Annotated in this window: 12 protein-coding genes; 11 read left to right on the top strand and 1 reads right to left on the bottom strand. The window is 43.8% G+C overall.

Annotated features, from left to right (window positions below):
- The first annotated feature begins 162 nt into the window (after positions 1-162).
- The 11 genes from EAH55_RS07660 to EAH55_RS07710 all read left to right on the top strand — a co-directional run bounded on the left by EAH55_RS07660 (position 163) and on the right by EAH55_RS07710 (position 12,537).
- Positions 163-774, top strand: a complete 612-nt coding sequence (locus EAH55_RS07660) for a fumarylacetoacetate hydrolase family protein (RefSeq protein WP_121809135.1) — start codon at positions 163-165, stop codon at positions 772-774.
- Positions 775-776: 2 nt separating this feature from the next.
- Positions 777-2,498: a M23 family metallopeptidase gene (locus EAH55_RS07665; RefSeq protein ID WP_121809136.1), complete on the top strand. Its 1,722-nt coding sequence runs from the start codon at positions 777-779 to the stop codon at positions 2,496-2,498.
- 15 nt (positions 2,499-2,513) lie between these two features.
- Positions 2,514-2,975, top strand: coding sequence for a thioredoxin-dependent thiol peroxidase (bcp, locus tag EAH55_RS07670; RefSeq protein WP_091221880.1), 462 nt, complete (start codon positions 2,514-2,516; stop codon positions 2,973-2,975).
- A 52-nt stretch (positions 2,976-3,027) separates the two neighbouring features.
- Positions 3,028-3,873 carry a transketolase gene (locus EAH55_RS07675; protein ID WP_121809137.1) on the top strand — a complete coding sequence of 282 codons (846 nt, stop codon included), beginning with the start codon at positions 3,028-3,030 and terminating at the stop codon, positions 3,871-3,873.
- Positions 3,874-3,975: 102 nt separating this feature from the next.
- Positions 3,976-4,941 (top strand): transketolase family protein, encoded by a 966-nt coding sequence (locus EAH55_RS07680; protein ID WP_114936400.1) that lies wholly within the window; start codon positions 3,976-3,978, stop codon positions 4,939-4,941.
- A 31-nt stretch (positions 4,942-4,972) separates the two neighbouring features.
- A complete protein-coding gene (locus EAH55_RS07685; protein WP_090531966.1) occupies positions 4,973-5,527 on the top strand; it encodes an RNA polymerase sigma factor in 555 nt (184 codons plus the stop codon).
- Positions 5,528-5,578: 51 nt separating this feature from the next.
- Positions 5,579-6,622, top strand: a complete 1,044-nt coding sequence (locus tag EAH55_RS07690; RefSeq protein ID WP_121809138.1) for a hypothetical protein — start codon at positions 5,579-5,581, stop codon at positions 6,620-6,622.
- Positions 6,623-6,639: 17 nt separating this feature from the next.
- A complete protein-coding gene (locus EAH55_RS07695; protein ID WP_146749958.1) occupies positions 6,640-7,146 on the top strand; it encodes a hypothetical protein in 507 nt (168 codons plus the stop codon).
- 330 nt (positions 7,147-7,476) lie between these two features.
- On the top strand, positions 7,477-8,667 hold the full coding sequence (locus EAH55_RS07700) for an aspartate aminotransferase family protein (RefSeq protein WP_121809139.1): 1,191 nt from the start codon (positions 7,477-7,479) through the stop codon (positions 8,665-8,667).
- Positions 8,668-9,252: 585 nt separating this feature from the next.
- Complete coding sequence (locus EAH55_RS07705) at positions 9,253-11,529, top strand: glycosyltransferase family 4 protein (RefSeq protein ID WP_121809140.1); 2,277 nt, start codon at positions 9,253-9,255, stop codon at positions 11,527-11,529.
- Positions 11,530-12,537 carry a glycosyltransferase family 4 protein gene (locus tag EAH55_RS07710; RefSeq protein ID WP_121809141.1) on the top strand — a complete coding sequence of 336 codons (1,008 nt, stop codon included), beginning with the start codon at positions 11,530-11,532 and terminating at the stop codon, positions 12,535-12,537. It begins immediately after the preceding gene.
- Between the two features lie 149 nt (positions 12,538-12,686).
- Here the strand turns inward: EAH55_RS07710 and EAH55_RS07715 are convergent, their stop codons facing one another.
- Positions 12,687-14,390 carry a M3 family oligoendopeptidase gene (locus EAH55_RS07715; protein ID WP_121809142.1) on the bottom strand — a complete coding sequence of 568 codons (1,704 nt, stop codon included), beginning with the start codon at positions 14,388-14,390 and terminating at the stop codon, positions 12,687-12,689.
- Positions 14,391-14,453 lie beyond the last annotated feature (63 nt).

The raw sequence follows: 14,453 nt of genomic DNA on the forward strand, positions 1-14,453 counted from the left end.
CCACTGTTGTAGGTGTTGTCAACAACAACGCTGTACCTTGAGAGAAGTTCTGTGCAACTCACAAACGGACAGACTTAAAAACGTCAAATAATTAATACAACTTTATAAACCTTCCCCCAAACCCATCAAATTTTTTAGCTTTGGCGATTATAGCGTTCATTTATGAAAATTATTGCCATTGGCCGCAACTACGCCGAACACGCCAAAGAACTCAATAACCCGGTACCAACTACACCGGTTATCTTCATGAAGCCCGACACGGCTTTGCTGAAAGAAAACAAGCCTTTTTACCATCCTGATTTTTCGGAAGATGTTCACCACGAAATTGAAGTGGTTTTAAAGATCAGCAAGGAAGGCAAGCATATCAGCGAAAAATTTGCCGCTAACTATTACGAAGAAATTGGTTTGGGGATTGACTTCACCGCGCGCGATGTTCAGGCCCGTCATAAAGAAAAAGGCCTGCCCTGGGAATTAGCCAAGGCTTTTGATGGTTCGGCGCCTATCAGCAATTTTGTGCCTAAAAGCAAATTTGAGTCGGTTTATGATATCAACTTTAAGCTGGATATCAACGGCGAAACCCGCCAGCAGGGCAATACCCGCGATCTGCTTTTCTCATTCGAGAGCATCATCGCATTTGTTTCAAAATACATCACCCTTAAAAAGGGCGACTTAATATTTACAGGCACCCCACCAGGTGTATCAAAAGTAAAAATCGGCGACAGGCTTGAGGGATATCTTGAGGATGAGAAAATGCTCGATTTTTACGTTAAATAAGCATGATCAAAAAACTATTGGTTACAGGTGCAATGTGTTTGGCGCTTTATTCAAACACATTTGCACAGAATGATATTATACAAAGCAGGCAATACCCGCAAAATTATTTCAGGTATCCGCTTGATCTTACACCACCCACCACCGCCGGCTCATTTGGTGAGCTTAGGCCTTCGCATTTTCATTCCGGGCTGGATTTTAAAACCAACCAACGTACCGGCTATCCGGTACATGCCGCTGCCGAAGGATATATATCAAGGGTACGTGTGCAGTTTGGTGGTTTTGGACGGGCTATCTATATTACCCATCCTAACGGGTACACCACCGTTTACGGCCATTTGGAAAGTTTTAGCCCGGCGGTTATTGATCTGGTTAAAAAATACCAGTATGAGCATCAAACTTACGAGGCCGATTTTAACCTGACACCAACCCAGGTACCCGTTAAAAAGGATGAGGTTGTAGCTATTTCAGGTAATGCAGGTGCATCGGCCGGACCGCATGTGCATTTTGAGATCCGCGATAGCAAAACCGAAGAAACCATCAACGCGCAGCTGTTCGGGCTAACCATTCCGGATAAAGTACCGCCGACGATCACTTCTATCGGGATATATCACCTTAACGGGAAACCCTTCAGCGAAAAAACTCCTAAGGAGTTTTTAGGAGTGACCGGTGCAGGAGGAAATTACCATCTCATTAAACCGCAAACGCTGGAACTAAGCGGCAATATCGGGTTTGGTATTAACACCACCGATATGAACAGCACATCGTTTAATCATAACGGCGTTTATTCTATCGAACTAAAACTGGATGGTAAAACGGTATACACCTTCGCTGTCGAGCGTTTCGCGTTTGATCAAACCCATGCCATCAATGCTTATATCGATTACCCAGCTTTCGAATCATCACGCAGGTGGATGCAGAAATGTTTCATTCTGCCCGGAAGCCGCATTTCGTTGTATCCGCAATCGGTAAATAATGGCATCATTACATTTGATGATAACGCTACGCACGATGTTGAATATGTAGTGAAAGATGTTGCGGGCAATACATCATCGCTGAAGCTGAAAGTTAAATCGGCTCCGTTTACAAATCCTCAGCCTGTAAAACCTACGGGTACCATGTTTTACTATGATAAGCGCAGCGAGTTTAGTAACGACAGGGTGAAGGTGATCATTATGCCGGGTAATTTGTATGATGACCTGGATTTTCAATATTCGGCATCGGCCAAACCAGCAGGTGCTTATTCGGCCATGCACCATATCCATAACCGCTTAACACCTATTCATGATAGCTATGAGATCTGGATCAAGCCAGATGTTGACCTGGGCAAGTATGCCGATAAGGCTGTTATTGTGAGCTCGTGGGGCGGTTGCCAGGGCGGTTATTTTAAGGATGGTTACGTGATATCGCAGGTGAGTGCCTTTGGCGATTATTATATTAAGGTAGATACAGTAGCACCGGTTATCCATCCGCTTAATATCAAAAATGGAAGCAATATGAAGGCTGCACGCAGTATTAACTTCAGGATGAGTGATAATTTATCAGGAATTAAGAGCTATACCGGCACTATTGACGGTAAATGGGTGTTAATGGAGCACGATTATAAAAGTAAAATATTAAGTTACACGTTTAATAACGATATTGCGCCCGGTAAACACGTGTTTAAGTTGACTTTAGTTGATAACAAGAATAATTTTTCGGAATTTTCCGCCGATTTTTCCAGATAAGTACCTAAATAAAACATGACAACATTAAAAGAAGGCGATAAAGCACCCGCTTTTACCGCTAAAGACCAAAACGGTAAGGAAGTATCCCTTGCCGATTACAAAGGTAAAAATGTGATCCTTTATTTTTACCCAAAAGATGATACCCCAGGCTGTACCGCCGAATCATGCGATTTCAGGGATAATTATCAATCGCTTTTAAGCAAAGGGTTTGAAGTAATAGGTGTAAGTACCGACGATGAAAAATCGCACAAAAAATTTGAAACCAAATACAGCCTGCCATTTACACTTATTGCCGATAATGAGCTTAAAATTGTTGAAGCTTATGGCGTTTGGGTTGAGAAGAATATGTACGGCAAAAAATACATGGGTACGGCACGTACTACATTCATAATTGATGCAGAAGGAGTTATTACGCACGTGATCAGCAAGGTTGATACTAAGGCCTCATCACAGCAGGTGCTTGATCTTGTAAAATAAGTGTTAAAAACACAATCATAATAGCTACTTTAGCAGTTCCTAAATTCCATTAATGAAAGCAGACTTACAAACATTAGAAAAAACCGCGTCGCAAATAAGGCGCGACATTGTACGTATGGTACACGGCTGTCAATCGGGTCACCCTGGTGGCTCATTGGGCTGTACCGATTTCTTTACCGCATTGTACTTTTCGGTAATGAACCACGATCCTAAATTTAATATGGATGCTCTTGGCGAGGATATCTTCTTCCTGTCAAACGGCCATATTTCGCCTGTATTTTACAGCACACTGGCACACGCAGGTTACTTCGATAAAGCAGAACTTGCTACTTTCCGTAAGTTGAACGCGCGTTTACAAGGTCACCCAACTACACATGAGCACCTTCCGGGTATCCGTATTGCTTCGGGTTCATTAGGCCAGGGCTTATCGGTAGCTATTGGTGCCGCGCTTGCTAAAAAATTAAATGGTGATAAATCATTGGTGTTTACCCTGCATGGCGATGGAGAGATCCAGGAAGGCCAGATTTGGGAAGCTGCGATGTTTGCTCCTCACAATCATGTTGATAACCTGATCTCGACGATTGATGTTAACGGTCAGCAAATTGATGGTCCAACCAAACAAGTACTTTCATTAGGCGATCTTCGCGCTAAATGGGAAGCTTTTGGCTGGGATGTATTGGATATGAAAGGTAATGATATGGCCGATGTGGTTAGGGTGCTTGAAGAAGCAAAAAGCCGCACAGGACAAGGCAAACCAATCATGATCCTGATGCATACTGAAATGGGTTACGGTGTCGACTTTATGGTAGGCAGCCACAAATGGCACGGTGTTGCTCCAAATGATGAGCAGCTTAAACTGGCGTTAGATCAGTTAGAGGAAACACTGGGCGATTATTAGCCCCCCGGCCCCCTAAAGGGGGAGAGTCAAAAAAACATCAATTTAGTTATCACGATTTAAAATCCAAATTCCTTTCCTTGAAAGAGGGGAGGGGTAGGCAAAATGAAAAAATACACTTACACAGATAAAAAAGATACCCGCTCGGGCTTTGGCGCCGGGTTGCTGGAAGCAGGCCAGAAAAACGATCAGGTTGTTGCTCTTTGTGCCGACCTTATCGGTTCATTGAAAATGAACGATTTTATTAAAGCATTCCCTGAGCGTTTTGTACAGGTAGGTATTGCCGAAGCCAACATGATAGGTATTGCTGCCGGTATGACCATCGGTGGTAAAATCCCTTTCACCGGTACTTTCGCTAACTTCTCTACAGGCAGGGTTTATGACCAGATCCGCCAGTCGGTAGCTTATTCAAACAAAAACGTAAAAATTTGCGCTTCACACGCTGGTTTAACTTTGGGCGAAGACGGTGCTACCCACCAGATCCTGGAAGATATCGGCCTGATGAAAATGTTACCAGGCATGACCGTTATCAACACCTGCGATTATAACCAAACCAAAGCTGCTACTATCGCGATAGCTGATTATGACGGCCCGGTTTACTTACGTTTCGGTCGCCCGGTTGTTCCTATCTTTACCGATCCTGATCAAAAATTTGAAATTGGTAAAGCATGGATGGTGAACGAAGGCGCTGATGTAAGTATCTTTGCTACCGGTCACCTGGTATGGCAGGCTATTTTAGCCGGCGAAATCTTGGCTGAGCAGGGTATCGATGCCGAGATCATCAACATCCACACCATTAAACCGCTGGATGAAGAGGCTGTATTAAAATCAGTTGCTAAAACCGGTTGCGTAGTTACTGCCGAAGAGCATAACCGTTTAGGTGGCTTGGGTGATAGCATTGCGCAGGTACTTGCGGTACACAACCCATCACCACAGGAGTACGTAGCTGTTAACGATAGCTTTGGCGAAAGTGGTACACCAGAACAACTGATGACAAAATACGGCTTAGATGCCGAGCATATTGTGGCAGCGGTTAAAAAGGTGATAGAAAGAAAAAACAAAAAAGGTTAATTAAACCTTTAACATTAATAAAATTCTAAAAATGTCGGTACAGGTTGAAGATTCAGAGATATTAAGCAAGTTTCAGGACGAAAAGACCCGGAATGAGGCATTTAACCTGTTGTTGAAAAAATACCAGCAGAAAATATACTGGCACATCCGTCGTATGGTTGTTGATCATGACGATGCCGATGACCTGGTTCAGGATGTTTTTGTAAAGGTTTGGAAAAACCTGGCTGGTTTCAGAAACGACGCGCAACTGTACACCTGGATGTACAGGATAGCATCCAACGAATGCATTACTTTTTTGAATAAGAAAAAACAAAAAAATAATGTTTCGTTGGATGATGTTGCTTATGAGCTGGCCGATACACTGGCCGACTCAACCTATTTTAACGGCGACGCCGCGCAGCGTAAACTGCAGGAAGCATTGCTTACCCTGCCCGAAAAACAACGGCTTGTTTTCAATATGAAATACTATGAAGACATGAAGTACGAGGAAATGTCGCAGGTTTTGGGTACCAGTGTGGGGGCTTTAAAAGCATCTTTTCACCTGGCAGTCAAAAAGATAGAAGCTCATTTGCTTGGCAGAGATTAATTTTTTAATTTACGTTAAACCTTTTAGCACAATAGTAATCTATAGTTGTGTATGAAAAGCGATATGGACAATAGGGAATGGCTGGATGATTTCATCGCGCTGAAACAGGTTAGCAAAACTAACCCGTTCACGGTGCCTGATGGCTATTTCCATGAGTTAGCGCAGCACATTACAACACGCATAAGGCTTGAGGGATTAAAGAACTATCCATCTGCAGGGTACACGGTACCTGAAAATTACTTCGACGAGTTAAATAGCAATATCCGGAGCCGCATAAATATTGAAAGTGCTTTTGGCGCAGGTGATTCGGGGTTTACCGTTCCCGAAAATTATTTTGATGAGCTTAGCAGCAACATTCAAAGCCGTATTGTGGTAGATGAAGCCATGGATGCGGGCGAGGGTTTCACGGTGCCCGAAAACTATTTTGACGAACTGAGCAGTAACATCCAAAGCCGCATTGCGGTAGAGGAAGCTATGGGGATGGCCGATGAAGGTTTCACGGTTCCCGAGAATTACTTTGACCAACTGAGCAGTAATATCCAAAGCCGTATTGCGGTGGAGGAGGCCATGGGCGATGAAGGCTTTACCGTTCCTGAAAATTATTTTGAGGAATTGAGCGCCAATATCCAAAGCCGCATAGCGGTTGAGGAAGCTATGAACGTAGAGCATGAAGGCTTTGAAGTGCCTGCAAACTATTTTGACCAGCTTAGCCAGCGCATTTTGGATAAAACCGTTAATGCCGAAGCAGAAGAGGAGCAGGAAGCAGATAACGTTGTAAGCATTAATAAAGCTAAGCCTGTACAGAAAAAGGGTATGGTAAGAAGGCTTTGGTCTTCACCAACCATCAGGTATGCTACAGCCGCTTGTTTTGCCCTGATACTTGGCGTAGGTGTTATTTTCAGGGGAGATTTACAGCCATCAGATCATAACCACTCTTATTTACACGAGCAGGTATCATCAGTTCCGGTTGATGAAATAAAAAGCTACCTTCAGTTACATATGGACGCGAGCGACACCCGTACACTGATGGATGCTAATCAAAAAAGTAATACAAGTAATGCAGACGAAGATCTGTCGGATTATATAGATAATTAAACAGAGGAAAATATTTAATGAGTAAATTGATCAGGCATATTTGTATTGTGCTATTTGTTATGGCTATAGGCTATGAAGCTGTGGGGCAGGTTAACCGCTTTGTTCCGGCTCAAACGCCCTCAAGGCCCGAGCTTAATCCCGTTCGCCCTAATGGCAACAAAAAAGGTGCTATGGGAAAAAGACTTGAGGCTGCCCGTAACAGGTACATTAGCCGCCAGCTTGATCTTACCGATGATGAAGCGACCAAATTCTGGCCGCTTTATAATCAATATCAGCAGGAACTTACTGCTGTGCGCATCCTGAAGCGTTTAAACAATTCAACTTCATCAACCAACGGTACCGAACAAATAGATAAAGAAATTTATTACGAAAGCCAGTTGGTTGGGATCCGTAAACGTTACCGTGATTCGTTCTCCAAAATTCTTCCGCCCGAAAAGGTGAGCGTGCTTTACAAAAGCGAGCAGGAGTTTAACGACGAACTCATCAAACAACTCAGCGAACGCAGCGAAAGAGCGGGGAATTAGGGGAGAGATTAGGGGTTGGAGTTTAGAGATTAGTTACCTCACTGTCTTGAAAATTTAAAGTATTTCAAATAACATTTGCAGATGGATTTTCGTCCATCTGTTTTAGTTTATCTTTGTCGCTAAAATTTAAGTAAGCGTCATCGCGGATCTAAGACTTACGAAGTTTTTAAAACTTCGTAAGTCTGGGTTCTACTACTCGTCATTGCGAGGTACGAAGCAATCCCCGATTAGCAGAGCCGCTCTGTACAGTTCGCGATTGCTTCGTACCTCGCAATGACGCCTTTTAGGCAATAACTTCTAAAGGCGACTTAATACTTATAACAAAACATCATGACAACTCTTCGCCAGCTTTTTTTAGCCAACAACGCTCAAACTACAAATTTCCCTTTATTGCTTGAATTTGAGCGTGCCGAAGGTGTTTATATGTACAATGCGGAGGGTAAACCTTACATCGACTTGATATCAGGCATTGGTGTTAGCAGCCTGGGACACAGTAATCCTTATGTTATTAACGCTATAAAAGAGCAGGTTGATAAATATATGCACCTGATGGTATACGGCGAGTATGTGCAAACTCCGCAGGTCCGCTTTGCCGAAAAGCTGGTTTCTGTATTGCCGGATAACCTGCAATCGGTTTATTTTACCAATTCCGGAGCTGAAGCTGTTGAGGGCGCATTAAAGTTGGCCAAGCGCTTCACTGGCCGGCAGCAAATTATAGCTTGTCATAATTCTTATCATGGCAGTACCCAGGGTGCTTTAAGCGTAATGGGTAATGAAGAGTTTAAACAGGCATACCGACCATTATTACCCGGAGTAAACTTTATCCACTTTAATAATCCTGAAGATCTGGATTTGATCACTGAGCAAACAGCTTGCGTGATCATCGAAACTATCCAGGGGGAAGCCGGCATCCGAGTGCCGGATTTGGCTTATATGAAAGCTTTACGTGCCCGCTGTACCCAAACAGGCACTTTGCTGATACTGGATGAAATTCAGGCCGCTTTTGGGCGCACGGGCAAGCTTTTCGCTTTTGAGCATTTTGATATTGTACCTGATATTCTCTTGCTTGCAAAAGCCCTGGGCGGCGGAATGCCGATAGGCGCGTTCATCTCATCAAACCAGATTATGGATGCGCTGAAAGAAAATCCTATCCTTGGTCACATCACCACTTTTGGAGGTCACCCGGTATGTTGCGCGGCGGGTTTGGCTGCCTTAGAATTTCTGTTGGATAATGACCTTGTATCTGCCGTTGCCGAAAAAGAAGTCCTGTTTCGTGAATTGCTTGTACACCCTGCTATACGCCAGGTTCGTGGTAAAGGCCTGATGATGGCTGTTGAATTAGAAGATTTCGATCTTAATAAAAAAATAATTGACCGCTGTATCGAAAACGGCGTGATTACCGATTGGTTCCTGCATTGCAGCAACTCTATGCGCCTGGCGCCGCCGCTTATTATTACACTTGATGAGATCAGGAAAGCTTGTAATGTGATTATTGAGGCGATTGATTTCTATACGAGATAAAGAATATAATACCCCGATGTCATTTCGAACGAGGAACGAGGAGAAATCTTATACAAGATGCTAAGCAACTATACAGCTTGCATTTGCATGGCGTATAAGATTTCTCTTTCGCCCCACCGCGCAATCCTAATCTCCGCTCTATCGAAATGACATAAAGCATACTTTCCTCATCCCACTGAGGGAACAAAAAATACCCTCGTTGTCATTTCGAACGAGGAACGAGGAGAAATCTTATACAATATGATAAGCAACTATGCAGGTTGAATTTGCATGACGTATAAGATTTCTCTTTCGCCCCGTCGCGTAATCCCCCAGCCATGCTCTATCGAAATGACAACATTTATAACAATAACTCCTCCCTGTAACTTGCCTGTTACAACTGTTAAAAATTGTCGCCGAATTATAGTTTGAGTTAAATTGGTATAGTTTGTGCATTTATACCTGCATCTATGAAAATAGTGCATTGAATGTATCCGAAGCAATAATTCAGGTCACTTATTGCACTTTTTTGTAGTCATTCTGTTTTTACAATTAATTAAATTTTGTAAAGCAGATCAATGCAATGAATCTATACACAATCTACTTATGAAAATAGCATATATATCAACCTATCCTCCCCGCGAATGCGGTCTTGCGACATTTAATAATAATTTGATGCACGCCATCAACTCAAATTTTCCGGAAAGGCGGAACCTGGCACAAAATGGTTTTGTTGTAGCCCTTAACGATTCGGAAAATTTACAGGAATACGAGTACCCGGAGGAGGTAAAATATGTTATCCGTCAAAACCACCAGAAAGATTATATCCGGGCGGCAAACTACATCAATACGAGTGATGCCGATGTATGCATCATGGAACATGAATTTGGTATTTATGGGGGTGAAAGCGGCATTTATATTCTCCCGCTGATCAATCGCCTGGAGAAGCCTTTAATCTCTATTCTACATACCATATTAAAAGATCCGAGTTATGTACAGCGTATCATCATCCGTGAAATAGCCGAGCAATCCTCAAAAATTGTGGTGATGAGCAAACGTGCCGTCGAGTTCCTGACCAATATTTATGATATCCCTGCTGATAAGATCCAGATCATTGAGCACGGTGTTCCCGATGTTGAAGCACCGGTTGAAAACCCGGTTAAGAACCTTTCATCATTCAAAAATAAAAGGGTAATGCTCACTTTTGGCTTACTGAGCCGGAATAAAGGTCTGGAAACGGTGGTTAAAGCACTCCCCAAAATAGTTGAGAAACATCCCGATGTGATGTACGTGGTGTTGGGCAATACCCACCCGGGCGTTATCAAAAGTTCGGGCGAGGAATACCGCGATCACCTGAAGTCGCTTGCGGCACAATTGGGCGTTTCCAAAAATCTCGCTTTTATAGCCAAGTTTGTTTCTGAAGAAGAACTGGTGAACTATCTTACCGCCTGTGAAATATATGTAACCCCATATTTGAACGAAGCCCAAATCACCAGTGGCACACTTTCATATGCTGTTGGTGCAGGGGCGGCGGTGGTTTCGACGCCGTATTGGCATGCCACCGAATTGCTGGCTGATAAACGCGGCAGGTTGTTTGATTTTAAAAATTCAGAAGCATTGGCCGATACGGTTATCGAATTGCTTGACCAGGATCGTGTACTTGCTGAGTTAAAAGAGAACGCTTACCAATACGGCCTGCACTTGCGCTGGCCGGTTATTGGCGCCGAGTTTATTAAAGTGGCCCAGGAATCATTGGTACGTTATGACTTTAGCGACAAGATCCTTCGCAATAGTATCGTAGATCCGGAGATACTTCCAAAATTCAGTTTAACCCATGTTTTGCGCCTGACCGACGATACAGGTATTGTGCAACATGCCAAATATGGGATTCCAAATTTGAAAGAGGGTTATTGTTTAGACGATAATGCCCGCGCGCTGATTATGGCGCTCATGGCTTACCAGCGTAATGGAAGCCGTGAAGCTTTTGAACTGCTGCCAATATACCTGAGCTATATCCACTACATGCAAACCGATGACGGCAACTTCCGCAACTTCCTGAGTTTCGACAGGCGTTACCTGGATGAGGTTGGATCGGAAGATTCATTTGGGCGTACTATTTGGGCATTAGGTCATTTAATTGGCTGTGCCGCAAGTAATTCATACCGGGAATTTTCGTTAGAGATCTTCCACAAATCCGTTCCGCATTTTGCAGCTCTGAAGCATTTGAGGGGAATGGCGAATACCATAATCGGTATCAGTTTATATCTGCAGGTCTATCCTACAGATGAGGGTATGGTAAAAATATTAGCCAATTTAACCCAGCCGCTGATAGATGCTTATAACAATACTCAATCAGATGATTGGCAGTGGTTTGAAGAAAAGATGACCTATGATAATGCCATTCTTCCGCTGGCTTTACTGCATTCGTGCGAGATAACGGGAAATGAAGAGGCAAAGAAAATAGCTTTGGCAACCATGGCTTTCCTTGATCAGCTTACATTGTCAAACGGGTATTTGAGCCCGGTAGGTAATGACGGCTGGTATTACCGTGGTGGTACCTTCCCTACGTTTGATCAGCAGGCGATAGAAACCATGGCTATGGTACTGATGCATTTTCAGGCTTACCAGATTTTCAGAGTTCCGCAGTATATCGAAAAAATGTTCCTGAGCTATAAATGGTTCCTTGGTGAAAACACCCTGCGAGCCCCGCTGTATGATCATGAAACCAAAGGATGCTGTGATGGCTTGCTGCCGGGCGGCATAAACCGTAACCAGGGGGCAGAGAGTACGCTGGCCTACCTCATATCACACTTAACTGTATTGAAAGCCTTTGAGCTGGAATACGAATATAACAAGTACGGTCAAAAATTACAGACCTGCTAAATGAAAGTAGCTGTATTAGCCCCTGTTGCCTGGCGCACACCGCCCAGGCACTACGGGCCATGGGAACAAATAGCATCAAACATAGCCGAAGGTATGGTTAAGCTGGGCGCGGAAGTAACACTCTTCGCCACTGGCGATTCCATAACCACAGGTACGCTTGATGCTATTTGCGTTGCCGGTTACGAGGAAGACCGAGCCCAAGATGCCAAGGTGCTGGAATGCCTGCATATCAGTAACCTGATGGAGAAGGCCGGGCAGTTTGATATCATTCATAATAACTTCGATTTTCTGCCGCTTACTTACTCGGGTTTGACCAAAACTCCGGTGATCACTACTATTCACGGCTTTTCATCACCAAAGATCGTCCCGGTATATAAAAAATACAACAGTAGGGGACATTATGTATCCATCAGCAATGCAGACCGTAGTCCGGAGCTTGATTACCTCGCTACAGTTTACAACGGCATAGACACCCGGGATTTTAATTTTTATGAGCAACCGGATGATTACCTGCTATATTTCGGCCGCATCCATCCGGATAAGGGAACAGCCGAGGCTATCGAGATCGCCAAAAAAAGTAAACGAAAGTTGCTAATAGCGGGCATAGTGCAGGACGCTAATTATTTTAAAGAAAAGATAGAGCCGCAACTCTCGGCAGATATAGAATATATAGGTCACGCCGGACCGGAAAAACGTCGGGATCTTTTAGGGAAAGCTTATGCTTTGCTGCATCCTATTAGTTTTAATGAACCATTTGGTTTAAGTGTAGCGGAAGCCATGCTTTGCGGTACGCCTGTTATTGCTTTTAATCGTGGATCGATGAGGGAACTGATTAAGGATAGACAAACCGGTTTTTTGGTTGATACCGTCGATGAAGCGGTGGAAGCGGTTGCTGCTGTTGGTGAGATTAAAAGGATTGATTGTTACAACTGGGCTAATGCTCAGTTTTCGAGCGAGAAAATGGTGAGTGATTATTGGGAGTTGTACAAGAGGATATTGGCAAAATAAATAGCTGCCGCGGGTTTAACGAAGCGTGACCCGTGGTGATAAAAAATATGTCATTGCGAGGAACGAAGCAATCGCACGGAAGCACGGCCGCTCTGTAAAGCATGCGATTGCTTCGTTCCTCGCAATGACATAAAGTATTATCGAATTATTTAGTTCAACTTATCCAACTCCGCCTTAACAAACTCAGCCAGTTCTTTTACGTAAGCCGCGCTGAAATCAAATTTGATCCCTGCAGTTTCATAAATTTCCTTGATGGTTTTGGTGTAGCCTAACTTAAGAGCGTTAAGATATTGCTGTAAACCTTTTTCAGGGTTTTCTTTATAGTTTTTCCAAACGGCTATAGCGCCTAACTGGGCCATGCCATATTCAATGTAATAAAAAGGTACTTCGAAAATGTGCAGTTGTTTTTGCCATAAGTTTGCCAACGCATCGCGGTGCTCGCTCCAATCGGCAAAGTTTGCGCCGAATGGTTCAAAAATCTCGATCCAGGCAGTTGTGCGGTCGGCATCAGTGTGGCCCGGATTGGTATAGATCCAGTGCTGGAACTGATCAACAACAGCTACCCATGGCAGGGTTTTCAGTACATCCACCAATTGGTCGCGTTTGGCACGTTTCAAGTCTTCCTTATTGTCAAAATAAACATTCCAGTTATCCATCGAGATCAACTCCATTGACATAGAGGCCAGTTCTGCAACTTCAGATGGGCAATGTTTAAAATCATTCAGTTCCAGGTCGGCGGTTAGGAAAGTATGTACCGCATGACCGCCTTCGTGTACCATCGTGGTTAAATCGCGGAATGTATTGGCCGAGTTCATGAAAATGAACGGAGCGCCCGTTTCGGCCAGTGGATAGTTGTAGCCACCTGGTGCTTTACCTTTACGGCTTTCAACATCAAACAGGCCGTTATCTTTCATGATCTCCAAACGCTCTCCCAAATAGCGGTTAATGTTGCTGAAGCACTGGATAGATTTTTCGATCAGGTCTTCACCATTTTGGAATGGCTTAAGCGCTGGCTTGCCCGAAATATCTACATCCATATCCCATGGTTTAAGGGCAGGTAGACCTAAAGCCTCACGGCGCTTTTCGGCCTGGGCCCTTAGTATCGGAACTATTTCGGTCTCAATAGCCGCATGGAAGGCGTAGCAATCCTGCGGGGTATAATCAAAACGGCCTAAAGCCTGGAACATATAATCGCGGAAGTTTTCAAAACCTGCATTGGTAGCTACTGTATGACGAAGCTTGCGCAGATGGTCAAAAAGCTCGTTCAGCTTTTCTTTATCCTGTAAACGGCGATTGGTTATCTTTTCCGAAACTTCCTGGCGCTTGGCACGGTCGGTACCTTTTAAAAATACTGATGCCTGCTCTAAGGTAAACTCCTTATCGTCAACATGCACCGACATAGAACCGGTTATAGATTGATATTTCTGCTGCTCAACTTGGATCTCAGTTTGTACCGGGATATTTTCCTCGCGGAAAAGTTCCAACGCTTTTTTTACAGCACGGAGGAAAACGAAATACTTATGGCTGTCCAGTTTGTCAACATACTCGCTGGCAACCAGCTTTTTATTGAGTTCGTTACTGAAGGGGGCTATTTTAGGCTCAATTTCGGTAGCAAAGTATTGGAATTTCTGAAGCAGTTCCTCGCTGGTGGTATCGCAGGTCATGCGGATGTAGCGCCAGGCAAAATCTTCTTCCAGTGCAGCCTCAAGCTCACTTTTATCGCGCAGCCATTTTTCCAGTTCTTCGACCGAATTAATAGGTCGATCAAGCAGTTCCTTATAAAATGGTTCGAGGTTTTCCCATTTAATATCAAGGGAAGCCGGGATATATGTTCTTGTTTTTTTGTGGATCATGATTTATAGATGTGCAATTTGCTTATGTGCAAATGTGCAGATTATGGTTGGAGAAGTGCAAAT

It is taken from the genome of Mucilaginibacter kameinonensis (assembly GCF_003675385.1).
Taxonomy (GTDB): Bacteria; Bacteroidota; Bacteroidia; order Sphingobacteriales; family Sphingobacteriaceae; genus Mucilaginibacter; species Mucilaginibacter kameinonensis.